Here is a 22,843-nt window from a genome sequence, read left to right as displayed (position 1 = left end):
CGTTCAACGCCCGACTCCGCGCCTGGTTCCCAAAACCGTGTTCGCCATGATGGACCAGCTGACGTAGTCTGGGAACCATCGACGTGGCGAGGCGTTAGCGCTCGGTAGGAGACGCGTCCCCCGTCCTCGCGGGCGGTGGCGTGTGCTCCGGGTGAACGATCTGAAATCGGGAGGGGTTATGAGTCTTCTTGCTCGTCTGGCGCCGCATCTGCCTTACATGCGCCGGTACGCACGGGCCCTCACGGGCAGCCAGTCCACGGGCGATCAGTATGTCCGGGTGGCCCTGGAGGCCCTGGCAGCCGGCGAGCAGACCCTCGACAACCGCCTGTCGCCGCGGGTGGCGCTGTATCACGTGTTTCACGCCATCTGGTGCACCTCGGGCGCCCGGCTGGAAGACCGCGCCCCGGCCGACGGCGGCGACGCCAGCCAGCGGCTGATGCGCATCGCCCCCCGCTCGCGTCAGGCCTTCCTGCTGACGGCGCTTGAGGGTTTCACGCCCAGCGAGGCCGCGCAGATCCTCGACACCGACTTCCCCGATGTCGAACGGCTGATCGCCCAGGCCCAGAACGAAATCGACGCCGAGCTGGCGACCGACGTCCTGATCATCGAGGATGAGCCGGTCATCGCCGCGGACATCGAGGCGCTGGTCCGCGAGCTCGGTCATACCGTGGTCGATATCGCCGCCACCCGCACCGAGGCCGTCGAGGCCGTCGCCCGCAAGGCGCCGGGGCTGGTCCTGGCCGACATCCAGCTGGCCGACGGCTCGTCGGGTATCGACGCGGTCAAGGACATCCTCGGCCACTACGACATCCCGGTGATCTTCATCACCGCCTTCCCCGAGCGGCTGCTGACCGGAGAGCGGCCTGAACCGACCTTCCTGATCACCAAGCCCTTCCAGCCGGAAACGGTGAAGGCGGCGATCGGCCAGGCGCTGTTCTTCCATCCCGGCCGGACCGCCGAGGCGGCCTGATCTCCCCCTATCGAACCGGCGCGCCGGCGGCCTGCGCTTCAGCAGCCGTCGGCGTACTGCTGGCGTCCGCGGCCGAGAGATCGCCGGCGCGGAACATCCAGCTGCCGAACAGGGCGGCGACCGCCAGAGCGGTCGAGGCGACGAGCATCCACAGCACATGACGGCCCCGCAGGCCCTGACGGGCGTCGGTCGCATCGATGTGGGTTTCGCCGCCGGGGGCGCGGGAAAATCTGCGGAACATGGGCATGGCGTTACGCCTCCTGAGCGTGTCGTCTGGTCAGGAAACGTTTCGCGGCAAGGCGTTGTTCCGGCTCGCGCGACCCGTGAAAAAAGATCGAACTTTTTTCGCAGCCGGCGGAACGGAGTCGACGGGGAGCACGTTTATGAATTGCGGAGGCGGCGACGCCCCCCCCGACTTGAGGCTGGTGAGAGCCAGCCAGTCGCCTCCGCACCCCCTTCTCGATGACCAGTACCTCAAGAGGCGGATCTCACGATCCGCCTCTTGTCTGTTCGGGCGCCGGGACCGGTTGGTCAGTGGCGGCTGAGGTGGAAGGTGACGTCCGTGCGACGGCGCAGCGGCTTGTCAGCGCCGCCGGCGGTGACAGCCCCTTGCTCGCCCACCGCGCCCACGCTGAAGTTGACGGTGCTGAAGCCGAGGCGCGACACGGCGCTGCGGACGGCGTCCGCCCGCTTCTTCGACAGGGCCAGGTTGGCCTCGGGGTCGCCGACCGCATCCGCCAGGCCCGTGACGTCGACCTGGCCGAGAACACAGCCGCGGGTCATGTCGCCCGCGCCCTTGAGCACGGCCTGGGCCTCCCGGGTAATGACGGCCGAATCCCGGTCGAAATAGATCGACACCGTCAGGTCCTGGCAGACGTTGGGGACGGCGGCGCGCCGGAAGCCGGAAATCGTGCCGCAGCCGCCGAGCACCAGCGCCGCGACGCCCACAACGGCCATTTTCAATATCGTGTTCATTGTCTTGCCCTCAGCCCAAAAAAAGGGCGGTCGACCTTCCGGCCAACCGCCCGATTCCGCCCGTCATCGAGCGCTCAAACGATCAGTTCCGCGGCCGGCCGTCTTCCCAGTAGTACCGCCCGGTGGCTTGATCGTAGTAGTAGTACCTTCCGGCGGCTTCGTCATAGTACTGGCGTTTGGTGGGGGCGGCCGCGCCGCAGCCGCCATCCTCACGACAGCCCTTGATGGCGCCGGCCGTGCCGCCGACCGCCGCGCCGATGGCCGCGCCGGTTCCGGCGTCGCCGCTGCCGGTGTTGTTGCCGATCACGGCGCCGGCGATGGCGCCCAGGGCCGCGCCGCCCGCGGCGTTGCGTTCCACGTTGCCCGTGGTGGTGCAGGCGGCCATCAGAACGCCGGCCCCGGCCAGGGCGATAAGGGTCTTGTACATTGGGCAGTTCCTCGTCGTTTCGATCCGATGATCCCCCATCCGGTTGGGCAACGCCCGGCGGCGGCGGCGGTTCCTGCGATGGAACCGGGGCAGGCCGGCGGCCGTTAGGTCGCGGACGGGGCGTGGGAGACGATCGGGCGTGACATCAGTGAAACAGAGCCGCGCGCTCGGGCGCGTGGCCGTCGTGGTCAACCCCGCCTCGGGCAGCGCCGGACCGGACGCCGTCGCCGAGGCCGAACGCATCCTAGCCGAACATGATGTTCCGGGCGCCGTGACGGCGCCGGGCGACACCGGTCTGGAGGCCTGCCTGAGGGCGGCGCTCGATACGAAGCCCGACGTGCTGATCATCGTCGCCGGCGACGGCACCGCCCGCGCCGGGGCCGAGATGGCCGGACCAAAGGGGCCGCTCGTCGCGCCCCTGCCCGGCGGGACGATGAACATGCTGCCCAACGCCCTTTACGGCGGCCGCGACTGGAAGACGGCGCTGGCCGACATCCTCACGGACGGCGAGGAAAGGCCGATCTCCGGCGGCGAGATCGACGGTCGCGCCTTCTATGTCGCCGCCATCCTCGGCTCGCCGGCCCTGTGGGCCCAGGCGCGCGAGGCCGCGCGGGAGGGGAACCTGAAGCAGGCCTGGCATCGCGCCCAGCGGGCGGTGAAGCGGGCCTTTTCGGGCCGTCTGCGCTTCACCCTCGGCGGTCGACCCCGCGGCAAGGCCGAGGCCCTGGCCCTGATGTGCCCGCTGGTGTCCAAGGCCCTGGCGGACGACGAGGGCTACCTCGAGGCGGCGGCCATCGATCCGGCCAACGCGCTCGACATCTTCCGGCTCGGCTTCCACGCGGCGCTCGGCGACTGGCGCTCCGACGAGAAGGTCATGGTCTCGCGGGTCCGCGCCGGCCGCGCCTGGGCCCACGGTCACATTCCGGCGGTGCTCGACGGCGAGCCGACGACGCTCGGGCCCGTGGTCGACTTCAGCTTCCGCCCGATCGCCTTCCGCGCCCTGGTGCCCGGCGACGCGGCGGAGGACGCAGCGGCATGACCCTGCGCCTGGCCCATCTGTCCGACATCCATTTCGGCGGCGAACATCGCGAGGCGGTCGCCGGGGCGGCCGCCTGGATCGCGCGGCACAAGCCCGATCTGGCGATCATCACCGGCGACATCACCCGGGAGGGCGAGGAACGCGAGTTCACCGCCGCGCGCAGCTGGATCAACCGGCTGGCCGTCGAATCCGTCGTTGTGCCGGGCAATCACGACACGCCCTATTTCGACGTGGTGCGACGGGTGTTCGCGCCGTGGGAGCGCTACGAACGCCATTTCGGCGCGCTTTCGGAGGATGCATTCCATCGCCAGGGCCTGGCCATCGCCAAGGTCAACACGGCCCGCGGCGTCCAGCTGCGGACCAACTGGTCGAAGGGCGCCATCTCCGGACGCCAGGTCGCCGCCGCGATCCGGTCGCTGGCCCCCGCGCCGCCGGGCGCGCTGAAGATCGTCGCCTGTCACCATCCGCTGGTGGAGATGATCGGCGGCCCGATGAGCGGCCAGGTGCATGGCGGCCATGACGCCGCGCTCGCCCTGTCCGGCGCGCGGGTCGACCTGGTGCTGACCGGCCATGTGCACGCGCCCTTCGCCCTGCCCTATCCGGGCGGCGACGGACGCACCTGGGCCATCGGGGCCAGCACGCTGTCGGTGCGGGAGCGCGGCGCGCCGATCGGCTTCAACTGTATCGAGGTCGAACCCGACATCGTCCGCGTCACGGCGCTCGGCTGGTCCGGTTCGCACTTCGAGCCCTGGCGGACCTGGTCGATCGACCGCCGCCCTCACGTCGCGGGCTGATCACAACGAAAACGGCGGCGGGATCGCTCCCGCCGCCGTCCGTCGTCTGTACTGGCGAGCTCGTCTAGGGCGCGCGGCCCCGCACCATGTGCATGACCGCCGACACCAGGAACAGGATCAGGAAGATGAAGAACAGGATCTTGGCGATCCCGACAGCCGTACCGGCCAGTCCGCCGAAGCCGAGAACGGCGGCGATCACCGCCACGACCAGAAAAATCAGCGCCCACTGCAACATGTTGCCTGCCTCCGTTTGCGTTTTTCGGGACCTGAACAGTCCTTGTCTTTTCAACGCCCGGCGGGCGTCGCCGTTCCGACCGCGTCCTGCGGCGCCGGATAGGCCCAGGCTGCGCCGCGACCGCGCGCGGCGTCGAACTGCCGGCCCGCCAGATCCCAGTTGGCCAGCCTGTCGAACCAGGCGGCGAGGAAGCCTTTCCGGTCATTCTGGTGGTCGAGGTAGTAGGCGTGCTCCCACAGGTCACAGACCGTCAGCGGGGTGGCGTCGCCGAGCGCCAGCGGATTGCCGGCGTCGTGGGTGGTGATGACCGACAGGCGGTCGCCGTCGGCGACGAGCCAGACCCAGCCGGACCCGAAGTGTTCCGCGCCGGCCTTCACGAAGGCGGCCTTGAGGCCCGCCAGGCTATCGAAGGCGGCGTCGATGGCCCAGGCCAGGTCCTGCGGCGGCGCGGCCTGACGATCGGTCATCGCCTCCCAGAAGAAGCCGTGGTTCCAGGCCTGGGCGGCGTTGTTGAACAGCTTGGCCTGTCTGGCGTCATCGGCGGCGTCGCGGATCACCTCCTCGAGGCTGTCCGGACGGACTCCGGCGTCCTCGACCAGGGTGTTGAGCGTCTCGACATAGGCGCGGTGGTGCTTGCCATGATGGAATCGCAGCGTCTCGGCCGAGATCACCGGACTCAGGGCGTCGGGTCGGTAGGGAAGGTCGGGCAGGATGAACATGGCGCGCTCCGGACAGAATCCGGAAGGAAGCGTGCGACGCCGGGGTCAGTTCCGCTCGTTGGGCGCCTTGTCCATGAAGGCCCGCACGACAGCGGCCACCAGTTGCGGATTGCGCAGCGCATAGATGCCGGCGGCCACGGCCGCGCCCGCGGAGAGGAGCGGCCGGTCCCGCACGACGGTCATGATCATCTCGATCAGGGAGGCGTCGGGCGGGCTGGCGGCGGCCGTTCGCCGGTCGCCCTCGGCCCGTCGGGCGGCGAGGAAGCCGGCGACCGCGATGACCAGCGCCGAGCAGCCGGCGATGATCGCGGCGGCCCCGGCCGTGCCGACCATCGGCTCAAGAAACGCGAAGAGGGCGAAGAAGGCCGAAAAGACGCCGGCGGCTGCGGCGGCGGCGATAGCGGCGCCAGCCGCTACAGCCATCAGCGTCCGTTCCATCATTAGCGGCGATCGCCACGGCTGGAGAGCAGGAGACCGATCAGAACGCCCACGCCGACGCCGGCGAGCAGCGCCGTACCCGGGCGTTCCTTGACCTTCTCGACCACGTAGCGCTGGGCTTCGTCGAACTGGGCGGTCGCCGTGTCGGCGTAGACGCGGCTCTGGGCGCGCAGGGTCTCCATGCCTTCCCGCACGGCGGTCTCGGTGCGATGCGCCGCCTCGGTCAAGCGCTCACGGGCGTGATCGGCGGCCTCGATGAAGCTCCGCTCGGCATGCCTGGCGGCGGTCTTCAGATCGGCCTTCGCGTCTTCGGCTTCGGCGATCGCGGCGGATTTGGCGTTGGTGGACATGACAGGCTCCGTGGTCGCGGGCGCGCCGAAGGCCGGCGGCCCTCCTGGCGGGGGGACTGACCGGGAACGCGATCCCGCGAGATCAGGTTCCATCCTAACGGCAGACGGCGCGCAACGCCACGAATTCTCGCCTGTCGCGCGACCGGGGCTTACCCGTTATGGTGGGGCATGGATGACGCTGCGTTACAGGCCCCCGGACATGTCGAAGCGGCCCGGATCCGGGCGTTGCGGGCGTTGCACGCCCTCGACAGCGGATCCGACCGCCGGTTCGACCGGATCGCGCGGACGGCGGCGCTGGTGTTGCGCGCGCCGCGGGCGGCCGTCGTGCTCGTCGATGAAGATCGTCTCTGGCACAAGGCGCGCATCGGCATCCCGGCCGGGGAATATCCCCGCGCCGGCACCCTTGCGGACCTGATGGTCCGCGAGCCGGGCACGGTCTTCAGCAGCGACATCACCGCCGATCCCCGGTTCGCGGCCCTGCGGGAACGACTGCACCAGGTCGACGTGCGGTTCTTCGCCGGGGCCCCGATCACCGCGCCGGGCGGCGAGGTCATCGGCGTCCTGTCGGTCGGCGACCCCGAAGCCCACGCCCCGCATACCGAGGCCGAGCGCCTGGCGCTGGAAGACCTCGCGGCGCTGGCCAGCGAGATGCTCGCCCATGACGCCGAGACGATCGACGCCGAGCGTCAGTCCCGCCTCGACCAGCGCCGGGTCGAGCTGGCCCTCGACGCCGCGGGCCTGGGCGAATTCGAATGGGACGTCCTCGAGGACCGGGTGTTCGTCAGCGAGCGGATGAAGGCCCTGACCGGCGTCACCTCGAACTCGGCGCGGGGCGAGGGCGGCGACGTGTCCTATCGCTTCGTCCATCCCGATGATGTCGAGCGGCTGCGTCAGGAAGTGGATCGCGGTCTGCGCACCGAGGGCCGCTACCAGACCGAATATCGCATGATCCGCCCCGACGACGGCCGGCTGCGCTGGATGCAGGGCGCGGGCGTGGTGGTGACCGACCGCACGGGCGCGCCGGTGCGGGTCATCGGCGTGGTGCGCGACATCACCGACCGCAAGTCCGAGGAGGAGCATCGCGAGACGCTGCTCTCGGAGATGGACCACAGGGTCAAGAACGTGCTGGCCGCCGTCCAGTCGCTGGCCGCCCAGTCGGCCCGCCGCACGACGTCGACCGAAGGATTCATCTCGGCGTTCGCGGGCAGGCTGAAGGCCATGGCGTCCGCCCATGAACTGCTGACCGCCACCCGGTGGCGCGGCGCCGATCTGGCGCACATCGCCGCGGCGGAACTCGGCGGTCTGGCCCCAGGGCAGGCGCGGTGGGAAGGTCCGGACCTGGTCCTGACGCCCCGCGCCGCGAACGCCATCTCCCTGGCGCTGCACGAGCTGGCCACCAACGCCGTGAAATACGGAGCCCTGTCGGTCGAGACGGGACGGGTCGAGGTGACCTGGGAGGCTCCGCCCGAAGGCGGGTTCACCCTGCGCTGGGTCGAGAGCGGCGGCCCGACCGTGGTTCCGCCGGAGCGTCGCGGCTTCGGATCGACCCTCCTCGACCGCGTCACGGGTCGGGAGCTGGGCGGCGAGGGCCGGGTCGAGTACCGGGCGGACGGCGTTCGGGCGGTGCTGCGGGCCGACCCCCGCGCGGTGGCCCTGCCGGCGACCGAGCCGCAACTGATTGAACCCGCGACGCCCGCCGGGGCCGGGGCGTCACAGGGACTCCGTCATACCGCCGACGGCGGCGTCGAGGGGCTGCGGCTGCTGATCGTCGAGGACGCCGTGCTGCTGGCCATGGAACTCGAGGCCGGACTGGTCGAGGCCGGGGCGGTGATTGTCGGCAGCGCCGCCGAACTGGCCGAGGCGATGGCCATGCTGGACCGCCCGATCGACGCGGCCGTCCTCGACGCCAATCTCAACGGCGAATCCGTCGGGCCGCTGGCGGCCGCGCTGCGGGCGCGCGGCACGCCGTTCGTGTTCGCCACGGGCTACGGCGAACGCGGCGCGCCGGAGGGCTTTGACGCGCCGGTGGTGCGCAAGCCCTACAACGTGCACCAGATCGTCAGCGCCCTGGCCGAGGCCGTGGGCCGGGCCTAGACGATCCCGCGTCCACGCAGCTCGGCCAGATCGGCGGCCGAAAGCCCCGCCCGCGCGGTCAGCACCGCCTCGGTGTGTTCGCCGAGCCCGGGCCCGGGCCAACGCACCTCACCGGGCGTGTCGCTGAGCCTGGGGAAGGCGTTCTGCATCTTCACCGCGCCGAATACCGGATGCGGCAGGTCGACGATCGACTCGCGGGCGGCGAACTGCGGATCGGCGAGCATGTCCGGCGCGCGATAGACGCGGCCGGCCGCCACGCCGCTGGTTTCCATCAGGTCCAGCAGGACGTCGGCGTCGAGCGTGGCGGTCCAGGCGCCGATCAGGGTGTCCAGTTCCGCCTGGTTCTCGCCCCGGGCCGCATGGCCGGCGTAGCGCGGATCCTCGGCCAGCTCCGGCCGGCCCATGGCCTCGCACAGCCGCTTGAACAGGGTGTCCTGGTTCGCCCCGATGACCACCAGCGCCCCGTCCCTGGTCGGATAGGCGTTGGACGGAGCGATGCCGGGCAGCACCGAGCCGGACCGCTCGCGGATGTAGCCGGTCAGGCCGTACTCGGTGATCAGGTTCTCCATCACCGACAGCACGCTCTCGTAGATCGCCGCGTCGACGACCTGGCCCTTGCCGCTGCGATGGCGGGCGTGCAGCGCCATCATCGTGCCGAGCGCCGCGTGCAGTCCGGCCAAGCTATCGCCGACCGAGATGCCGGCGCGGGCCGGGGCCCGGTCAGGCTCGCCGGTGATGTAGCGCAGTCCGCCCATGGCCTCACCGATCAGGGCGTAGCCGGCGCGCGAGGCGTAGGGGCCGGTCTGGCCGAAGCCGGACACGCGGGCCATGACCAGCCCGGGATTGTCGGCCGACAGGCTGTCGTAGCCGAGGCCCCACTTTTCCAGCGCGCCGGGGCGGAAGTTCTCGACCAGCACATCCGCCCCGCCGATCAGTTTGCGGGCGATGGCCTGGCCTTCGGGGGTGCGCAGGTTGAGGGTCACCGACTTCTTGTTGCGGCCGATCACGGGCCACCAGGGCGAGTGGCCCTTGGGCAGGCTGCGGCCCCACTGGCGCATCGGATCGCCGGCCTTCGGATCCTCGATCTTGATCACCTCGGCCCCGAAGTCGCCGAGGATCTGGCCGCAGAACGGCCCGGCGATCAGGGTGCCCATCTCGATCACGGTCAGACCGTCGAGCGGGCCTGGAGTTTTCTTCTTTTCGTCGGAACGCATCACGGCCCCGTGAGGTTTAGTCGGCACCCGGCCCGCTTGGGGGCGTCGGAAGGCCTTGTCAACGTGTGGAGTAACCCGACATGAACCGTACAATCCTTCTGGCCGGCGCCGCGGCGCTCGCCCTGACCCTCGGCGCCTGCAACAAGAAGCCTGACGAAGCCGCCATGGGCGCGCCCGACGCCAACCCGGCCGCCACCATCCCGACGCCGTCGGACGAGGCCGGCGCGCCCGATTTCGTGACCAAGGCCGCGACCGGCGACATGTTCGAGATCGAGTCGAGCAAGATCGCGCTGGAGCGCAGCACCAACCCCGAGGTGAAGGCCTTCGCCCAGATGATGGTCGACGCCCATCACAAGACCACGAAGGGCCTCAATGACGCGATCGCCGGCTCGGGCCTGACCCTGACCCCGCCGACCACGCTGCCTGAGGACAAGACCGACGCGCTGGCCGACCTGCGCGCGGCCAAGCCCGAGGACTTCGACAAGAAGTACATGGACGCCCAGGTCGACGCCCACCAGGCCACGCTGGACCTGATGACCCGCTATGCCCAGGACGGCGACAACGCCAGCCTGAAGGCGGCCGCCACGGCCACCGCGCCGCTGGTGCAGCAGCACCTCGACAAGGCCAAGGCCCTGCGCGACGCGCTGAAGTAACACCCGAAGACCGGGCGGGTGGCGACGATCGCTACCCGCCCGCCTTCAGCACGTTGTCGTCCGAGTTGCGGTCGATGAGGTAGTTGTAGGGATCCACCCCGCCGAACTTCGGGGCCTTGTCGACGACGAAGGTCAGGGTCTGGGTCCCGGTGTGGATCGGCCGCCGCACGAGGGTGACGACCTTGCCGGAATCGAAGCCCTTGCCGCCCGGCATGGCCGTGAACAGGCCGACATCCAGCATTTCGTCCATCGCCGCCGGCGTCTCCCGCCCCTTGCCGTCGGCATAGAGCTTCTTCGCCTCGACCGTCAGCACGACGTCGTAGCGGCCGTCCTTGCGCTTCGTCACCGTCATGGCCCGGGTCTTCAGGTCGTAAAGGGTGATCTTCTCGAACAGGTCGGTGATCAGGCCCTGCTTGTCGGCGGGGGCCTCGGCGCGCAGCGCCGCGACCAGATCCAGCGACGTCGGATAGGGCGCGCCCTTGAAGGCGAACTTCGCCAGCAGGCTGCGCAGGGCGCGGTTGACGGCGTCCTCGCCGATCTCCCGTTGCAGCCGGTACATCACCAGCGAGCCCTTGCGGTAGTGGATGTAGGGCTGGTTCTCGACCTTGTAGAGCGGCAGTTCCTCGACCAGTTCGCTGCCGCGCGACCGCAGGTAGCGATCAAGTTCGAACTTGAGGAATTTGCGGATCTGGTCCTCGCCGTACATGTGCTTCATGACCATCAGCGCCGAGTACTGCGCGAGGGTTTCGGACAGCACGGTCGACCCCTGCTGGTCGGCGCCGATGACCTGGTGGGCCCACCACTGGTGGCCGATCTCGTGGGCGCCGATGTAGGTAACCATGTCGATCTTCGACTTGTCGCGGTAGTCGGCGATGAAGAACAGGTTCTCCGACCAGGGAATGGTGTTGGCGAACGACTGGGCGAAGTCGGCGTAGGCGGGGAATTCGAGGAACCGCACCTGGCGGAACTGGTAGGGGCTGAAGTTGGCCTGGAAGTAGTCCAGGGACGCCTTCATGCCCGTCTTCATCCGGCCGATGTTCCACGGATGCTGGGCGTCATAATAGATGGCGAGATCGATGCCCTTGTAGCGTTCCTGGTTCACCGTGTAGCGCGCCGACTGGACCGACAGGAACGGCAGGATCGGCGCCTCGGTGACGAACCGCGCGGTGCGGCGACCGTCCTTCACGCTCTCGGAGACCTTGTAGCCCGGGGCGATCGGGATCTGGTCGGCGACGGTGCTGACCGTGATGTCGGAGGTGACCCAGTCGGCGTCGTGCCGGATGTAGTCGTACTGCATCGACGCAGGGTCACCGAGCTTCGGCATCCGCAGTTCGGCCGGCAGACCGTACTTGCGCCGCTTGGCCCGGTCGACCAGCAGGCCCTGGCGTTCCATCCCGAGCGCCGGCGCGATCTCGGCATTGTTGATGAAGGTCCCGTTGTCGACGACGCGGGTCTCGTTGCCGCGGTTCTTGAAGCCGCGCTGCGACCGCTCGGTGGTGAAGGTGATCACCCGCCGCTCGCCCGGCAGCATCGGCGTATCGAGCGCGAAGATGCGGTAGTTAAAGCGCTCGAACGTCTTCTTGGGCCGCGCGCCCTGGATCGACAGCGCCTTCACCACCAGGTCCCGATCGAACAGGACGTGGATCTCCTTCAACGGCTCGGCGGTCTTGTTCTCGATGACATAGGACCCCCAGGTCGTGACCCGCGGCTGGTGCGGATAAAGGTCCACGTCCAGCTTCATGGCGACGATCTTGGGCCGCGGCAGGTGTTCGTAGCGCAGGAGGGTCTTCTCGAAGTCGGCCTGCCACTTCTCGTCGTCGATGCTGGTGCGGTATTCGTTCCAGACGTTGGTGTTGACGAAGATGAACGCGCCCATCCCTACGAAGGCGGCGAGGGCGACGGCGAAAGTCAGGCCCGCCTTGCCGGTCAGGCGTCGGGGCAGGCGGGCGAGACGTGGCCACAGCCGGGTCTCCGTGCCGCGCCGCCACAGGGCGTAGCTCAGAACGGTCAGCAGGACGCCGAACGCCGACCAGTAGGCGCGGAACCAGGTCGCCCCGATCCAGAATTTGCCCTGGCCGTTCATGTCCGACAGCGGCACGCCGGGCGCGTTGCCGTAGTTGTAGAGATTGTGCTCGAAGCCGAGGTTAGTGAAGGTGATCGTGGTGATCATGTAGATCACCATCAGGCCCCAGCCGACGAACTTGTGTGGCGCCAGCGTCTGCAGGAACACGGCCAGAACGGCGACCAGCACCCAGTCGACGGCCTGCGGCAGCACGTACCAGACCAGCCACGCGTCCAGCTGGAAATTCAGGTACCCCTTGAGGGCCTGGATGATCACCGCGGCGAGGACGCTGACCAACAGGGTCGACAGCAACACCAGGGAAATGGCGAGGGTCTTGGGGCCCACGAAGGCCCAGTCCGGCGCCGGCGTGGAATCGACGATCTCGTGCGTCTTGCGCTCGCGTTCGCGCCAGACAAGTTCGCCGGCGTAGTAGACGGCGATGATCATCGGAATCAGGCTGAACGAGCCCAGCAGCGGCGGGATCAGCGCGCGGGTGACCGGCCAGATCTGGCCGCCGTAGCCGGTCTCGTCGGTGGTGAACCACAGGGCGCCGATCGCATTGAACAGGCCCATGGCCAGCAGCACCAGATAGGCGGGACTGCCGAACACCTGCGCCATGTCGAGCCGGGTGCGGGCGACAAGCTGGGCCCAGGCGGTGGCGCCGTTGAAGGTCGCCTTCGGCAGCGCGCGCAGCGGCGCCGGCGGGGCGTCTTCAGCGCCGAGGATCTTCAGCTGGTCCTTGCGCGCCTTCTTGCCGGACAGGGCGCCCGACTGGAAGCGGAACAGGGCCCAGGCCAGGGCGAGGAACCCTGTCGACAGCGCCACCGCGAACAGCCGGTTGTACAGTAGCAGACCGGTGAAGGGCGGAGTCAGCGTGTTGCGCTCGGCCACCGTCCAGTACTTGGTCGCCAGGCCGAAGGCGCCGGTGCCGAAGGGCTCCCAGAAGGCGGCGGCCTTTTCAAACTCGGGCTTGTCGAGCGCGATGCCGGCGATCGTCCAGAGGATCAGCAGCGCGATCACGCCGACATAGGTCCACATCAGCGACCGCGTGACGGTCGCCAGGGCGAAGAACAGCGATGAAGTGAGGAAGAGCGCCGGCAGGGCGAGCACCACGTAGGAGAAGACAAACGGCTCGAGGGTCAGCGGGCCGAGCGTCTCGCGGTCGACCCACGGCATGAAAGAGCCGACGGCGATCGCTGCAGGAACGGCCAGGAACGACAGGCAGACCGCCGCGAAGGCGCCGGTGAAGCGGCCGTAGAGGTAGTCGAACTTCGAGATCCGCGTGGAGCGCAGGATCGCCCCGAACCCCGTCTCGTCGTCGCGCACCACGATGTTGGCGACGAAGGCCGTCGTCACGAACATGTAGAAGATCGACAGGATGAGATGCATCGTGGCGATCATGAACGGGGCGTTCTTGTGAATGCCCCCGCCCCCGCCGCCGATGCGGACCTGTTCGATGGTGACCGCGCCGAATGTAAGAAGGAAGAAGATGCCGGCGGCGACCCAGAACACCGGGTTGCGCAGCTGGTAGCGGAATTCGAAGCCCGCGATCTTGCTGAACATGGCCGGGCCCTCGCTCAGGCGGCCTTGCGGTGCGTCGAGAGGGTGGAGAAGTAGACGTCCTCCAGATCCCCCTGCACCGGCGTAAAGCCGTCGCCCGGATTGTCGTCCGACAGGATGTGGATGACCGTGCGGCCGGCGAACAGGCGGGTCGAGATCACGCGGTAGCGGGCCTGGTGATCCTTCAGTTCAGCCTTGTCGATGACCTTCTTCCAGATGCGGCCCTTGAGGCCGGCGACGAGGTCGCTCGGCGCGCCCTGGCCGACGATGCGGCCGTCGCAGATGATCGCCATGGCCGGGCAGAGGTCCGACACGTCCTCGACGATGTGGGTCGAGAGGATCACCACCACGTTCTCGCCGATCTCGGCCAGCAGGTTGAGGAAGCGGTTGCGCTCTTCGGGGTCGAGGCCGGCGGTGGGCTCATCGACGATGATCAGCGACGGGTCGCCGATCAGGGCCTGGGCGATGCCGAAGCGCTGGCGCATGCCGCCGGAGAAGCCGGCGATGGCCTTCTTGCGCACGCTCCACAGATTGGTCTGGTTGAGCAGGGTCTCGACCGTCTCCTTGCGATCCTTCGCGTTGGAGATGCCCTTCAGCACGGCCATGTGGTCGAGCATGTCCCAGGCGCTGACCCGCGGATAGACGCCGAAGTCCTGCGGCAGGTAGCCCAGCGTGCGGCGCAGCTGTTCGGGATCCTTGAGCACGTCGATCGATCCGAAACGGACGTGGCCGGAGGTCGGCGCCTGCAGCGTCGCGACCGTGCGCATCAGCGTCGACTTGCCGGCGCCGTTGGGCCCCAGCAGGCCGAACATGCCCTTCTCGACCGTCAGGTTGACCTCGTCGAGCGCGACCGTCCCGTTCGGATAGACGTGCGTCAGGTTCTCGATAATCAGCATGATGCGACCCACCCCCCGGTGAATGAAACTTGCACTTCGTTCGCCCCGACGAAAGTCATGGCGGCGCGCGGCGCGGCGGGCAAGTGAAACAACGGTAAGACGCACAACGTCTCGCCATCGTCATCGAGCTTCGCTAGGAGGTTCGCATGACCCGCAAGCTCGCTTTCGACGCCATCGAGAATTTCCGTGATTTCGGCGACTACCCCGTCGGGGACCGCCGCCTCAAGCGCGGCGTGCTGTATCGCGCCGCCCACCAGTCCGAGGCGACGGAGGCCGATCTGGAGGCCATGCGCGCGCTGGGCCTGTCGGTCATCGTCGACCTGCGCCGGCCGAACGAGCGCGAGCGCAGCCCCAGCCGCCGCTGGGAGGGCTTCGACGGCCTGGTGATCCAGAACGACATGGGCCACGCCGAAGAGGATCCCTGGCATGTGTTCATCCGCGACTCCGACCTGAGCCCCCAGGCCTTCACCGACTACATGGTCGGCTACTATCGCGAGGCGCCGTTCGTCGATCGCCACGTCGACCTCTACAGCCGCTATTTCCAGGCCCTGTCGGAGATCGACGGCGCGGTGCTGATCCACTGCGCGGCCGGCAAGGACCGCACGGGCATCCTGGCGGCGCTGACCCATCACCTGGCCGGGGTGCACGAGGACGACATCCTCGCCGACTTCCTGCTCACCAACGACGCCGAACGGTTCGAGCGCCGCGCGCCGCAGTTCGCCGCCGTGGTCGAGGAGATGACCGGCCGCCGGCCGACGCAGGAAGCGGCGATCGCCGCGCTCGGCGTCGAGGCGCACTACCTGGAAACCGCCTTCGCCGAAATCCACCGCCAGCACGGCACGCTCGACGCCTATCTCGAGGACGTGCTCGGCGTCGACGCGGCCCGCCGCGCGGCCATCGCCCATCGCATCCTCGACTAGCAGGCGGAAAAATCGGCGGGCCGGCCCGCCGAGGCCCCGTGACAAACGAGCGTTTGACGTCCACCGTTGCGACAAGGCCGCGCCACGACGGCCTGTGTCATCAGGGTAGGACGAACGCCGTATGAGTCATTCCGCGGGTCACGCTGACCATGATCTGACCGTTCTCGGCGAAGTCCTTCCCGACGGTATCGAGCCGGCCAGCGGCCCCGCCTCTCCCGCGCCGGCGGCCGGACGGCTGTCGCTCAGCGGCTGGAGCTGGTCGATCTTCCAGGGGGGTCGCGACCCCTACGTCATCCTGATCACCATCTACATCTTCGCCCCCTACTTCACCGGCAAGGTGGTCGGCGACCCGGTCAAGGGCCAGGCGATGATCGCCACGGTCAGCACCCTGAACAGCATCTTCATCGCCCTGACGGCGCCGATCCTCGGGGCGGCGATCGACCGCTACGGGTCGCGCAAGCGGCTGATGCTGGCGCTGGTGGCCTGCATGGCCCCGCTGATCTTCGCCCTGTGGTTCGCCAAGCCCGGCGGCGCCGGCCTGCCGGTGATGGCCGGCCTGTGGCTGTTCGGGATCATCGGCATCCTGTTTTCCTACTGCGAGGTCGTGCACAACTCGATGCTGATCAACGCCGCCGGGCCGCGCCATGCGCCGCAGGCCTCGGGACTGGCGCTGTCGGCGGGCAACTTCTTCTCTGTCATCACCCTGACCTTCTGCCTGCTGGCCTTCGCCCTGCCGGGCAGTCCGGCCGTCGTCGGCTGGCCGCTCGTGCCGGCGCATCCCCTGTTCGGCCTCGACCCGAGCCAGTCGGAGACCGAGCGGATCGTCGCCCCGATCGCCGCCGTCCTGATGGTGCTGCTGGCGATCCCGCTGTTCCTGTTCTCGAAGGACGCCAAAAACACCGGCACGGGCTTCATCGAGGCCCTGAAGCAGTCGGCGACGCATATCGGCGGCGTCGCCTGGTCCCTGATCATGGCGACGGTCCAGGGGCCCGCAAAGCTGCGCGAGGTGCTCGGCGTGCTGGTCACCGAGCGCGACGCGGTGATCTATCTGGGCGCGCGGATGCTGTTCAACGACGGCATGACCGCCCTGCTGATCTTCTCGGGCATCTACACCGCCGGGGTCATGCAGTGGCACATCCTCGAGATGCTGGCCTACGGCATCCTGCTCAGCGTGTTCGCGGTCATCGGCGGGCTCGCCGGCGCGGTGTTCGACACCCTGCTGGGCCCACGCAACGCGGTGCGGATGGAAATCACCGGCTCGCTGGTCTGCCTGGTGGCCTGGCTCGGCATGCGCCGCGACAGGATCCTCTACGTCTTGCCCTACGACGCCTCGGCCCATGCGCCGATCTGGAAGGGGCCGATGTTCACCACCCTGCCGGAAGTGATCTACCTCGCCATCGGCTTCGGCGTGGCGGTGTTCGTCACCGCCCAGTACGCCTCGAGCCGCACCCTGTTGACCCGGCTGGTGCCGCCCGAGAAGCTGCCGGCGTTCTTCGGCATGTACGCCCTCTCGGGCAGCCTGACGGTGTGGATCGGCTCGCTGCTGGTCGGGCTGTTCACCGCCCTGACCCACAGCCAGACCGGCGGCTTTATCCCGATCGCCGGCCTGCTGGCGCTCGGCCTGGCCGGCATGATGTTCGTCAAGGGCGGCGGCAAACAGAGCGTCTGACCTTTGCGGCGGCCCGCCGGGGGGCTATCTGCCGCCTCATGCGCGCGGCGACGATCCTGGAGCGGCCCTGGAAGGCCCCTGAGACGGTGCTGTCGGCCTTCGCCGACGATCCGTGGACCTGCGCGTTCCTGTCGGGCGGCGGGAGCGAGCGGGCGCGCTGGTCCTATGTGCTGCGGGAACCCGACGCGACCCTGACCCTGCGGGCCGACGACGCGGCCGACCCCTTCGCGGCCATGACCGGGCTGCTCGGCCCGCGCCGCGCCAGCCATCCCGACGGCCCGCCGTTCCAGGGGGGCCTGGCCGGCCTCGCGGCCTATGAGCTTGGCGACCGGATCGAGCCCCTGAACCTGGCGCGGCAGGCCGCCTGGCCTGATCTTTCCGTCGGCCGCTTTACCCGGCTGCTGGCCTTCGATCACGAGACAGGCCGGGTGCTGGCGATCGGCGCGGACGAGGCCGACGCGGCGGCGGCGGCGGCGTGGCTGGACGCGCCGGCCCGGCCCGCGATGCGCGGGGCGCTGGCCGGCGACGCCGCGGAGGTCACGCCCGCCGGGGCCTATGAGGCCGCCGTCGCCGACGTGATCGCCCGCATCCATGACGGGGAGTATTTCCAGGCCAACATCGCCCGACGATGGGCCGGCCGGTTGTCGCCCGGCGCCACGCCGTTCGACCTGCTGGCGCGTCTGGTCGACCAGAGCGCGGCGCCGTTCGCCGGCTATCTGCGCCTGCCGGGGCTGGCCGTGGTGTCCAACTCGCCGGAGCGGTTCGTGAGCGTCGGAGCGGGGGACACGCTCACCGTCGAGACCCGGCCGATCAAGGGCACGCGACCACGTGGCTCGACCCCGGCCAGCGACGCCGCCCTGTCGGCCGAGCTGCTGGCCAGCGACAAGGACCGGGCCGAGAATCTGATGATCGTCGACCTGATGCGCAACGACCTGTCGCGCGTCTGTTCGCCGGGCGCGGTGACCACGCCGGAGCTGTTCCGGGTCGAGAGCTTCGTCAACGTGCACCATCTGGTCTCGACCGTGCGCGGCCGGCTGGCGCCCGGACTGACGGCCATCGACCTGCTGGCGGCGGCCTTCCCGCCCGGCTCGGTGACGGGCGCGCCCAAGGTCCAGGCGATGAAGTCGATCGCCCGGCTGGAGCCGCCGCGCGGCCCCTACTGCGGCGCGCTGCTGTGGGCGGGCTTCGACGGGGCCTTCGACTCCAGCGTCCTGATCCGCACCGTCGGTCTGGTCGAGGACGCCGAAGGCTGGCGCTATGAAGCCCGCGCCGGCGCCGGCATCGTCGCCGACAGCGACCCGCGCGCCGAGCGGCTGGAAACCGAAACCAAGATCGCGGCCCTGCTGCGCGCCCTGAGAGAGCCCCGCCCATGATGCCCTTCGATGACCGCGGCCTGCTGCTCGGCGACGGCCTGTTCGAGACCATTCTGGCCAGGGATGGCCGTCTGGTCCTGTTCGAGGCCCATATCGAGCGGATGCAGCGCGGCTGCATGGCGCTCGGCCTGCCGGCGCCCGACCCCGAGGACGCCCTCACGCTCTGCCAGGACACGCTCGACGACTCAGGCCTGACGACCGGTCGCGCGGCCGTCCGCATCACCCTGACGGCGGGCTCCGGGGGGCGCGGCCTGGACCGGCCCGCCTCGCCGGAGCCGCACATCTTCGCCACCGTCGCCCCCTCGCCCCGGCCTGAGGGAGACGTGGCGCTGGCGACCAGCGACGTCCGCCGCAACGAGGGTTCGCCGGCCGCCCGGCTGAAGAGCCTGTCCTATCTCGACAACGTGCTGGCCCGGCGGATGGCCGCCCCGGCCGAGGCGCTGCTGCTAAACAACCGCGGCGAGGTCGCCTGCGCCGCGGCCGCCAACATCTTCTGGGTGCGCGACAACCGGCTGTTCACGCCGCACCGCGACTGCGGCGTGCTCGACGGCGTCATGCGGCGACAGGTGATGACGCTGATGGCGGTGGAAGAGGTCAAGGCGCCGCGGGCGATGCTGGAGTCGGCCCAGGCGGTGTTCCTGACCAGCAGCCTGATCGGCGTCCGCCGGGTCTCGCGGATCGACGGCGCGGGCATGGGCGACCACCGGCTGCTGTCCGAACTGCAGCAGGCCCTGGCCGACGTCAGCTAGGTCTTGGCGACCTTGTCCGACTTGCGCGGCCGCAGATAGAACTTGCGGGTGAAGGTGACGGCGTTGGGCATGACCACGTCCACCGGCGAGTCATAGGTGTAGGTCACCTCGGACATCACCACGCTCTGGCCGTTGCTCATGACGCCGGTCGGAATACCGGTCACCGTCGAGCCCGCCGTCAGGGCGGTCAGCCCGGAGCCGCTGCTCCAGTCGACCTTCGCGATCCCGCCCGCGTCGGTGGTCACGCTGCTGACGCGCATCTTCAGCGAGGCGGTCGAATAGGGGCTCATGATCGTCGAGGCGATGCCGAAGATTTCGGTCAGATCGGTGGAGCTGACCGACGAGGACTGCGCGACAAGGTCGCCGACGGCGGAGGCCACGTGCGCCGCCTTGCGCTCGGCCAGCAGGGCCTGGGAAATCTCGGCCATGCCGAAGTAGCTGGCGATCATCGCCGGGGCGATCAGGGCGAACTCGACGGCGGACACGCCGCGCTTGTCGCGCCGCAGTTTTCGCAGAAACCGCATCATGACGCGTAGGGCTCCGTGCGGAACGTGGAGGTGGCGGAAATCATCCGCTTGCCGTTCGCCAGGTTCTTCAGGCCGGGGTTCATCAGCGGGGTCATCAGCGACCACTCGTAGTAGACCCGCACCAGCACGATGGCTTCCGAGCCGCCCGGGGTGAACACGGTCTTGCTGTCGTCGAACGCCCCGGCGGTCGTCGGATCGTTGAAGGTCACGTCGGAAAATTTGGGGAAGGTCCGGACGTCGACGTGGACGGCCGAGGAACAGCCCGCGCCCAGCCAGCTCATCTCGTTGCAGACGGCGGTCTTGAAGGTGTCCTTCGTGCCGCCGGCGGTCTGCAGTTCCCCGGTACGGATAGTGCGCGAGGCCTCGTCGACGGCGTTTTCCAGCGTCGTCGAGATGAGGAACACCAGGCCCAGGTCGAGGATGCCGAAGATCAGGGCCAGGAAGGGCGTGGCGACGATGGCGAACTCGACCGCCGTCGCGCCGTCGCGATTGCGGCGGAAACGCCCGAGCAGGGATTTCGCTGTGCGGGCCGTTTTGGCCATCGTCCGGGACGCCTTTCCTTCGGAAGCCCGAAGACTAGCAGTCCGTCCCTAACCGTCGGTTTATGCGGCCGTTACTGGGGCGCCGACGCCTTGGCGGCGGCCGCCGCGGCGGCGGCGCGGTCGGCGTAGGTGGTGTAGGGCGGCGCCCACTGGCCGTAGACGCCCGACCCGGAGTCGCGCTCGCCCGGCATGGGGGTCCGCTCGCAGCGCGGCGAGCAGGAGTAGTTGTAGACGTCCGGGCCGCGGAAGAACGACACCCGGCCGTCATCGGCGGCCGAGACCACGACCTGGCGATCGAGGATGGTGCGGCCGCGCGCGTCCAGCACGACGATGTTGGTCACGCCGTAGGACTTGCCGAGAACCAGCAGGTTGCGGCCGTCGATGATCGTCACGTCGGCGACGGAGGGGTTGCCGATGATCACGTCGCGCGCCGGCGCAGAGAGGGCGATCCGCGACGTCTGGTCGATGCGCACGGGCACGCCCTGGGCCAGGGCGACGCCGCCGGTGGTCAGGACCGCGAGCGCGGCGAACAGGGCAAGGGGACGGCGCATGGCGAAAGCGGACCTCGACTGCAGACGCCGCAGAATCCGCCGGAATGGTCAACAAAAGCTGAAATTGCGCCGCCCTGCGCGCGCGTGAGTCTATAAGGACTCCAGGGGCATTTTCGGGCGCATGGTTAACGAAAGCTAATAGTAAACTCAAGTAAACCATAGAAAAATCGAACGAATATTCTGGTGTTTACTGGCCATTAAACGAGCCGGCCTAGGTTGGCCTTGTTTTCGGGGGCGAGCAGGCCAAGCGGCTTGATCCCGCTACCGCCAGCTTGCTGATAGGAGATCAAGCAATGACCAAGTTCATGACTCGCTTCGCCAAGGATGAATCCGGCGCCACGGCTATCGAATACGGCCTGATCGTCGCCCTCATCGCCGTCGTCATCATCACCGCCGTGACGACCCTCGGCACCAAGCTCAACACCGCCTTCACGACCATCAACGGCAAGCTGACCTAAGACCCGTCAGCTCTACCGTCGAAGACAGGAGGCCGCGGAGAAATCCGCGGCCTTTTCTGTTGCCGGTAACCCCATAAGTTATTGAAATCTTACAATAAATTCGCGAAATTTGGTTCAGGTATCAATGATCGATTCACGATCTCCGCGCATAGTGTCTCTCGAAGGCCGGGCAAGCCTCCCAGAGGTTCCCGCCCAGGCCCTGAGACCCGAATTCCAATCGACCCGCCCTGACGGCCGGTCACATCGAGGAGCTGCACTATGACGAAGTTCATGACCAAGTTCGCCAAGGACGAGTCGGGCGCCACGGCCATCGAGTACGGCCTGATCGTCGCCCTGATCGCGGTGGTCATCATCACCGCCGTGACCACGCTCGGCACCAAGCTGAACACCGCCTTCACCACGATCAACGGCAAGCTGACGTAATCCACGTCTGACAGACCGCCGAAAACAGGAGGCCGCGGAGCGATCCGCGGCCTTTCTGCTGCGCGGAACCTCGGAAGGTACCGAAAATAATGTCGTAAACCCGACATTTGCTTTGAAACCTCAATCTTCGATTCACGATCCCCGCGCATAGTCTCCCTCGAAGGCGCAACGAATTCCTGTCGTTACTTGAGATCGCGCCGAAGCGGATAGGCAATCAGACCGGTTTTCGGGGCCGGTCTTTCACGAGGAGAAGTGCAATGACGAAGTTCATGACCAAGTTCGCCAAGGATGAGTCGGGCGCCACGGCCATCGAGTACGGCCTGATCGTCGCCCTGATCGCGGTGGTCATCATCACCGCCGTGACCACGCTCGGCACCAAGCTGAACACCGCCTTCACGACGATCAACGGCAACCTGACCTAAGATCCAGGCGGTTCACATCGCCAGGGCCGGGGCCGCGGAGCAATCCGCGGCCCTTCGCTTTTTCGGCCCTCGTCAATCATCGGTTCACCGCCCGCCGCGATGATGGATCAACGACCCTGGCGCGGACTCCCATGCTTCACCTGATCCAGACCCTCATCCTCCTCGTCTTTCCCGCCCTGGTGGTGATCGGGGCGATGCGAGACGCGGTCAGCTTCACCATTCCGAACTGGGTGTCGATCGCCCTGGCCGCCGCCTTTCTGCCGGCGGCGGTGCTGATGGGCGCCGGGCCGGGCCAGATCGGCCTGGCGGTGCTGATCGGCCTGGGAACCCTGATCGCCGGCATGGGCATGTTCGCCGTCGGCTGGATCGGCGGCGGCGACGCCAAGCTGTTCGCGGCGGCCGGCCTGTGGATGGGTCTGGGCGCCCTGCTGCCCTATCTGCTGGTGACGGCCCTGGCCGGCGGCGCCCTGGCGGTGATCCTGCTGGCGCTGCGCTCGGTCTGGGTGCGCCCGATCGCCGCTCGCGGCCCCGGCTGGTTCGGCCGACTGGCCACGCCCGGCGAGAACGTTCCCTACGGCATCGCCATCGCCTTCGGGGCCCTGGCGGCGTTTCCCGAGAGCCTGCTGTCGACCCTCGCCCGCGGCCTGTCCTAGGCGCGGCTTAGGCCCGCGTTAACCATGGCGGACCGAAGGTAGGCCACCGCCAGAACGGTCGGTGACGAATCGCCCGTTTGCCCGGGCCGGACCGGCCGGGCCTGACACAGTTTCACCCCTCCATGGGGCC

Annotated in this window: 26 protein-coding genes; 13 read left to right on the top strand and 13 right to left on the bottom strand. The window is 68.7% G+C overall.

All coding sequences use genetic code 11. The features are described 5' to 3' along the window. Window positions 1–178: 178 nt before the first annotated feature. Window positions 179–970 (top strand): anti-anti sigma factor/receiver protein PhyR, encoded by a 792-nt coding sequence (gene phyR / locus AC1RN0_RS08270; RefSeq protein WP_492786948.1) that lies wholly within the window; start codon window positions 179–181, stop codon window positions 968–970. Between the two features lie 7 nt (window positions 971–977). On the opposite strand, the gene AC1RN0_RS08265 is transcribed toward phyR, so the two are convergent. From AC1RN0_RS08265 to AC1RN0_RS08255, 3 genes are all read right to left on the bottom strand, one after another. Beyond that, window positions 978–1,217, bottom strand: a complete 240-nt coding sequence (locus AC1RN0_RS08265) for a hypothetical protein (RefSeq protein ID WP_492786947.1) — start codon at window positions 1,215–1,217, stop codon at window positions 978–980. Between the two features lie 284 nt (window positions 1,218–1,501). Continuing rightward, window positions 1,502–1,927 carry an OmpA family protein gene (locus AC1RN0_RS08260; RefSeq protein ID WP_492786946.1) on the bottom strand — a complete coding sequence of 142 codons (426 nt, stop codon included), beginning with the start codon at window positions 1,925–1,927 and terminating at the stop codon, window positions 1,502–1,504. A gap of 100 nt (window positions 1,928–2,027) precedes the next feature. Further along, complete coding sequence (locus AC1RN0_RS08255; protein WP_492786945.1) at window positions 2,028–2,372, bottom strand: YMGG-like glycine zipper-containing protein; 345 nt, start codon at window positions 2,370–2,372, stop codon at window positions 2,028–2,030. Between the two features lie 139 nt (window positions 2,373–2,511). Between AC1RN0_RS08255 and AC1RN0_RS08250 the strand changes: the two genes are divergently transcribed. Together AC1RN0_RS08250 and AC1RN0_RS08245 are read left to right on the top strand one after the other, a co-directional pair. Next, the gene (locus AC1RN0_RS08250; RefSeq protein ID WP_492786944.1) at window positions 2,512–3,411 is read left to right on the top strand and encodes a diacylglycerol/lipid kinase family protein; all 900 of its coding nucleotides are present in this window, start codon (window positions 2,512–2,514) and stop codon (window positions 3,409–3,411) included. After that, window positions 3,408–4,205 carry a metallophosphoesterase family protein gene (locus AC1RN0_RS08245; RefSeq protein ID WP_492786943.1) on the top strand — a complete coding sequence of 266 codons (798 nt, stop codon included), beginning with the start codon at window positions 3,408–3,410 and terminating at the stop codon, window positions 4,203–4,205. The genes AC1RN0_RS08250 and AC1RN0_RS08245 overlap by 4 nt, the downstream gene beginning before the upstream one ends. 64 nt (window positions 4,206–4,269) lie before the next feature. Here AC1RN0_RS08245 and AC1RN0_RS08240 read toward each other — a convergent pair whose 3' ends face one another. From AC1RN0_RS08240 to AC1RN0_RS08225, 4 genes are read right to left on the bottom strand one after another with little or no spacing between them, the layout of a single operon-like run. Further along, window positions 4,270–4,440, bottom strand: a complete 171-nt coding sequence (locus AC1RN0_RS08240) for a DUF1328 domain-containing protein (RefSeq protein WP_492786942.1) — start codon at window positions 4,438–4,440, stop codon at window positions 4,270–4,272. A gap of 50 nt (window positions 4,441–4,490) precedes the next feature. Continuing rightward, entirely contained in the window at window positions 4,491–5,159 is a 669-nt protein-coding gene (locus AC1RN0_RS08235; protein WP_492786941.1) for a superoxide dismutase, read from the bottom strand. A 45-nt stretch (window positions 5,160–5,204) separates the two neighbouring features. After that, the gene (locus AC1RN0_RS08230; protein WP_492786940.1) at window positions 5,205–5,582 is read right to left on the bottom strand and encodes a hypothetical protein; all 378 of its coding nucleotides are present in this window, start codon (window positions 5,580–5,582) and stop codon (window positions 5,205–5,207) included. Window positions 5,583–5,599: 17 nt separating this feature from the next. Beyond that, the gene (locus AC1RN0_RS08225) at window positions 5,600–5,947 is read right to left on the bottom strand and encodes a hypothetical protein (protein ID WP_492786939.1); all 348 of its coding nucleotides are present in this window, start codon (window positions 5,945–5,947) and stop codon (window positions 5,600–5,602) included. Between the two features lie 168 nt (window positions 5,948–6,115). Here AC1RN0_RS08225 and AC1RN0_RS08220 point away from each other — a divergent pair, with 168 nt between their 5' ends. After that, a complete protein-coding gene (locus AC1RN0_RS08220; RefSeq protein ID WP_492786938.1) occupies window positions 6,116–8,041 on the top strand; it encodes an HWE histidine kinase domain-containing protein in 1,926 nt (641 codons plus the stop codon). On the opposite strand, the gene AC1RN0_RS08215 is transcribed toward AC1RN0_RS08220, so the two are convergent. Next, entirely contained in the window at window positions 8,038–9,255 is a 1,218-nt protein-coding gene (locus AC1RN0_RS08215) for a CaiB/BaiF CoA transferase family protein (protein WP_492786937.1), read from the bottom strand. The genes AC1RN0_RS08220 and AC1RN0_RS08215 overlap by 4 nt on opposite strands. Window positions 9,256–9,335: 80 nt before the next feature. On the opposite strand from AC1RN0_RS08215, the gene AC1RN0_RS08210 reads away from it, so the two are divergent. Beyond that, the gene (locus AC1RN0_RS08210; protein ID WP_492786936.1) at window positions 9,336–9,908 is read left to right on the top strand and encodes a DUF4142 domain-containing protein; all 573 of its coding nucleotides are present in this window, start codon (window positions 9,336–9,338) and stop codon (window positions 9,906–9,908) included. 31 nt (window positions 9,909–9,939) lie between these two features. Here AC1RN0_RS08210 and AC1RN0_RS08205 read toward each other — a convergent pair whose 3' ends face one another. Further along, a complete protein-coding gene (locus tag AC1RN0_RS08205) occupies window positions 9,940–13,533 on the bottom strand; it encodes an ABC transporter permease/M1 family aminopeptidase (RefSeq protein WP_492786935.1) in 3,594 nt (1,197 codons plus the stop codon). A 14-nt stretch (window positions 13,534–13,547) separates the two neighbouring features. Beyond that, complete coding sequence (locus AC1RN0_RS08200; protein WP_492786934.1) at window positions 13,548–14,426, bottom strand: ABC transporter ATP-binding protein; 879 nt, start codon at window positions 14,424–14,426, stop codon at window positions 13,548–13,550. Between the two features lie 146 nt (window positions 14,427–14,572). Between AC1RN0_RS08200 and AC1RN0_RS08195 the strand changes: the two genes are divergently transcribed. The 4 genes from AC1RN0_RS08195 to AC1RN0_RS08180 all read left to right on the top strand — a co-directional run bounded on the left by AC1RN0_RS08195 (window position 14,573) and on the right by AC1RN0_RS08180 (window position 19,137). Then, entirely contained in the window at window positions 14,573–15,346 is a 774-nt protein-coding gene (locus AC1RN0_RS08195; protein WP_492786933.1) for a tyrosine-protein phosphatase, read from the top strand. Between the two features lie 121 nt (window positions 15,347–15,467). Next, window positions 15,468–17,015: an MFS transporter gene (locus AC1RN0_RS08190; protein ID WP_492786932.1), complete on the top strand. Its 1,548-nt coding sequence runs from the start codon at window positions 15,468–15,470 to the stop codon at window positions 17,013–17,015. A gap of 38 nt (window positions 17,016–17,053) precedes the next feature. Then, complete coding sequence (locus tag AC1RN0_RS08185) at window positions 17,054–18,388, top strand: anthranilate synthase component I family protein (protein WP_492786931.1); 1,335 nt, start codon at window positions 17,054–17,056, stop codon at window positions 18,386–18,388. Continuing rightward, window positions 18,385–19,137: an aminotransferase class IV gene (locus tag AC1RN0_RS08180; RefSeq protein ID WP_492786930.1), complete on the top strand. Its 753-nt coding sequence runs from the start codon at window positions 18,385–18,387 to the stop codon at window positions 19,135–19,137. The genes AC1RN0_RS08185 and AC1RN0_RS08180 overlap by 4 nt, the downstream gene beginning before the upstream one ends. On the opposite strand, the gene AC1RN0_RS08175 is transcribed toward AC1RN0_RS08180, so the two are convergent. From AC1RN0_RS08175 to AC1RN0_RS08165, 3 genes are all read right to left on the bottom strand, one after another. Then, a complete protein-coding gene (locus tag AC1RN0_RS08175; protein WP_492786929.1) occupies window positions 19,134–19,664 on the bottom strand; it encodes a TadE/TadG family type IV pilus assembly protein in 531 nt (176 codons plus the stop codon). The two genes, AC1RN0_RS08180 and AC1RN0_RS08175, sit on opposite strands and share 4 nt — an antisense overlap. Next, a complete protein-coding gene (locus AC1RN0_RS08170) occupies window positions 19,661–20,206 on the bottom strand; it encodes a TadE/TadG family type IV pilus assembly protein (RefSeq protein WP_492786928.1) in 546 nt (181 codons plus the stop codon). The genes AC1RN0_RS08175 and AC1RN0_RS08170 overlap by 4 nt, the downstream gene beginning before the upstream one ends. Before the next feature lie 71 nt (window positions 20,207–20,277). Further along, entirely contained in the window at window positions 20,278–20,757 is a 480-nt protein-coding gene (locus tag AC1RN0_RS08165; protein WP_492786927.1) for a pilus assembly protein N-terminal domain-containing protein, read from the bottom strand. 293 nt (window positions 20,758–21,050) lie between these two features. Between AC1RN0_RS08165 and AC1RN0_RS08160 the strand changes: the two genes are divergently transcribed. The 4 genes from AC1RN0_RS08160 to AC1RN0_RS08145 all read left to right on the top strand — a co-directional run bounded on the left by AC1RN0_RS08160 (window position 21,051) and on the right by AC1RN0_RS08145 (window position 22,713). After that, entirely contained in the window at window positions 21,051–21,215 is a 165-nt protein-coding gene (locus tag AC1RN0_RS08160; protein ID WP_492341467.1) for a Flp family type IVb pilin, read from the top strand. A 258-nt stretch (window positions 21,216–21,473) separates the two neighbouring features. Further along, window positions 21,474–21,638, top strand: coding sequence for a Flp family type IVb pilin (locus tag AC1RN0_RS08155; protein ID WP_488901711.1), 165 nt, complete (start codon window positions 21,474–21,476; stop codon window positions 21,636–21,638). Window positions 21,639–21,895: 257 nt separating this feature from the next. Then, window positions 21,896–22,060, top strand: a complete 165-nt coding sequence (locus AC1RN0_RS08150) for a Flp family type IVb pilin (RefSeq protein ID WP_492786926.1) — start codon at window positions 21,896–21,898, stop codon at window positions 22,058–22,060. A 131-nt stretch (window positions 22,061–22,191) separates the two neighbouring features. Further along, window positions 22,192–22,713, top strand: coding sequence for an A24 family peptidase (locus AC1RN0_RS08145; protein ID WP_492786925.1), 522 nt, complete (start codon window positions 22,192–22,194; stop codon window positions 22,711–22,713). The last annotated feature ends 130 nt before the right edge of the window (window positions 22,714–22,843 follow it).

The organism is Caulobacter sp. GW821-FHT12F03 (assembly GCF_058806855.1).
The sequence above is the reverse complement of the archived record's forward strand: the minus strand, read 5'-3'. Positions and strand labels throughout refer to the sequence as shown.

Coding starts and splice junctions, on each gene's coding strand:
- phyR (WP_492786948.1), top strand. CDS start 179: ATGAGTCTTCTTGCTCGTCTGGCGCCGCATCTGCCTTACATGCGCCGG.
- AC1RN0_RS08265 (WP_492786947.1), bottom strand. CDS start 1,217: ATGCCCATGTTCCGCAGATTTTCCCGCGCCCCCGGCGGCGAAACCCAC.
- AC1RN0_RS08260 (WP_492786946.1), bottom strand. CDS start 1,927: ATGGCCGTTGTGGGCGTCGCGGCGCTGGTGCTCGGCGGCTGCGGCACG.
- AC1RN0_RS08255 (WP_492786945.1), bottom strand. CDS start 2,372: ATGTACAAGACCCTTATCGCCCTGGCCGGGGCCGGCGTTCTGATGGCC.
- AC1RN0_RS08245 (WP_492786943.1), top strand. CDS start 3,408: ATGACCCTGCGCCTGGCCCATCTGTCCGACATCCATTTCGGCGGCGAA.
- AC1RN0_RS08240 (WP_492786942.1), bottom strand. CDS start 4,440: ATGTTGCAGTGGGCGCTGATTTTTCTGGTCGTGGCGGTGATCGCCGCC.
- AC1RN0_RS08235 (WP_492786941.1), bottom strand. CDS start 5,159: ATGTTCATCCTGCCCGACCTTCCCTACCGACCCGACGCCCTGAGTCCG.
- AC1RN0_RS08230 (WP_492786940.1), bottom strand. CDS start 5,582: ATGGCTGTAGCGGCTGGCGCCGCTATCGCCGCCGCCGCAGCCGCCGGC.
- AC1RN0_RS08225 (WP_492786939.1), bottom strand. CDS start 5,947: ATGTCCACCAACGCCAAATCCGCCGCGATCGCCGAAGCCGAAGACGCG.
- AC1RN0_RS08220 (WP_492786938.1), top strand. CDS start 6,116: ATGGATGACGCTGCGTTACAGGCCCCCGGACATGTCGAAGCGGCCCGG.
- AC1RN0_RS08215 (WP_492786937.1), bottom strand. CDS start 9,255: ATGCGTTCCGACGAAAAGAAGAAAACTCCAGGCCCGCTCGACGGTCTG.
- AC1RN0_RS08210 (WP_492786936.1), top strand. CDS start 9,336: ATGAACCGTACAATCCTTCTGGCCGGCGCCGCGGCGCTCGCCCTGACC.
- AC1RN0_RS08205 (WP_492786935.1), bottom strand. CDS start 13,533: ATGTTCAGCAAGATCGCGGGCTTCGAATTCCGCTACCAGCTGCGCAAC.
- AC1RN0_RS08200 (WP_492786934.1), bottom strand. CDS start 14,426: ATGCTGATTATCGAGAACCTGACGCACGTCTATCCGAACGGGACGGTC.
- AC1RN0_RS08195 (WP_492786933.1), top strand. CDS start 14,573: ATGACCCGCAAGCTCGCTTTCGACGCCATCGAGAATTTCCGTGATTTC.
- AC1RN0_RS08190 (WP_492786932.1), top strand. CDS start 15,468: ATGAGTCATTCCGCGGGTCACGCTGACCATGATCTGACCGTTCTCGGC.
- AC1RN0_RS08185 (WP_492786931.1), top strand. CDS start 17,054: ATGCGCGCGGCGACGATCCTGGAGCGGCCCTGGAAGGCCCCTGAGACG.
- AC1RN0_RS08180 (WP_492786930.1), top strand. CDS start 18,385: ATGATGCCCTTCGATGACCGCGGCCTGCTGCTCGGCGACGGCCTGTTC.
- AC1RN0_RS08175 (WP_492786929.1), bottom strand. CDS start 19,664: ATGATGCGGTTTCTGCGAAAACTGCGGCGCGACAAGCGCGGCGTGTCC.
- AC1RN0_RS08170 (WP_492786928.1), bottom strand. CDS start 20,206: ATGGCCAAAACGGCCCGCACAGCGAAATCCCTGCTCGGGCGTTTCCGC.
- AC1RN0_RS08165 (WP_492786927.1), bottom strand. CDS start 20,757: ATGCGCCGTCCCCTTGCCCTGTTCGCCGCGCTCGCGGTCCTGACCACC.
- AC1RN0_RS08160 (WP_492341467.1), top strand. CDS start 21,051: ATGACCAAGTTCATGACTCGCTTCGCCAAGGATGAATCCGGCGCCACG.
- AC1RN0_RS08155 (WP_488901711.1), top strand. CDS start 21,474: ATGACGAAGTTCATGACCAAGTTCGCCAAGGACGAGTCGGGCGCCACG.
- AC1RN0_RS08150 (WP_492786926.1), top strand. CDS start 21,896: ATGACGAAGTTCATGACCAAGTTCGCCAAGGATGAGTCGGGCGCCACG.
- AC1RN0_RS08145 (WP_492786925.1), top strand. CDS start 22,192: ATGCTTCACCTGATCCAGACCCTCATCCTCCTCGTCTTTCCCGCCCTG.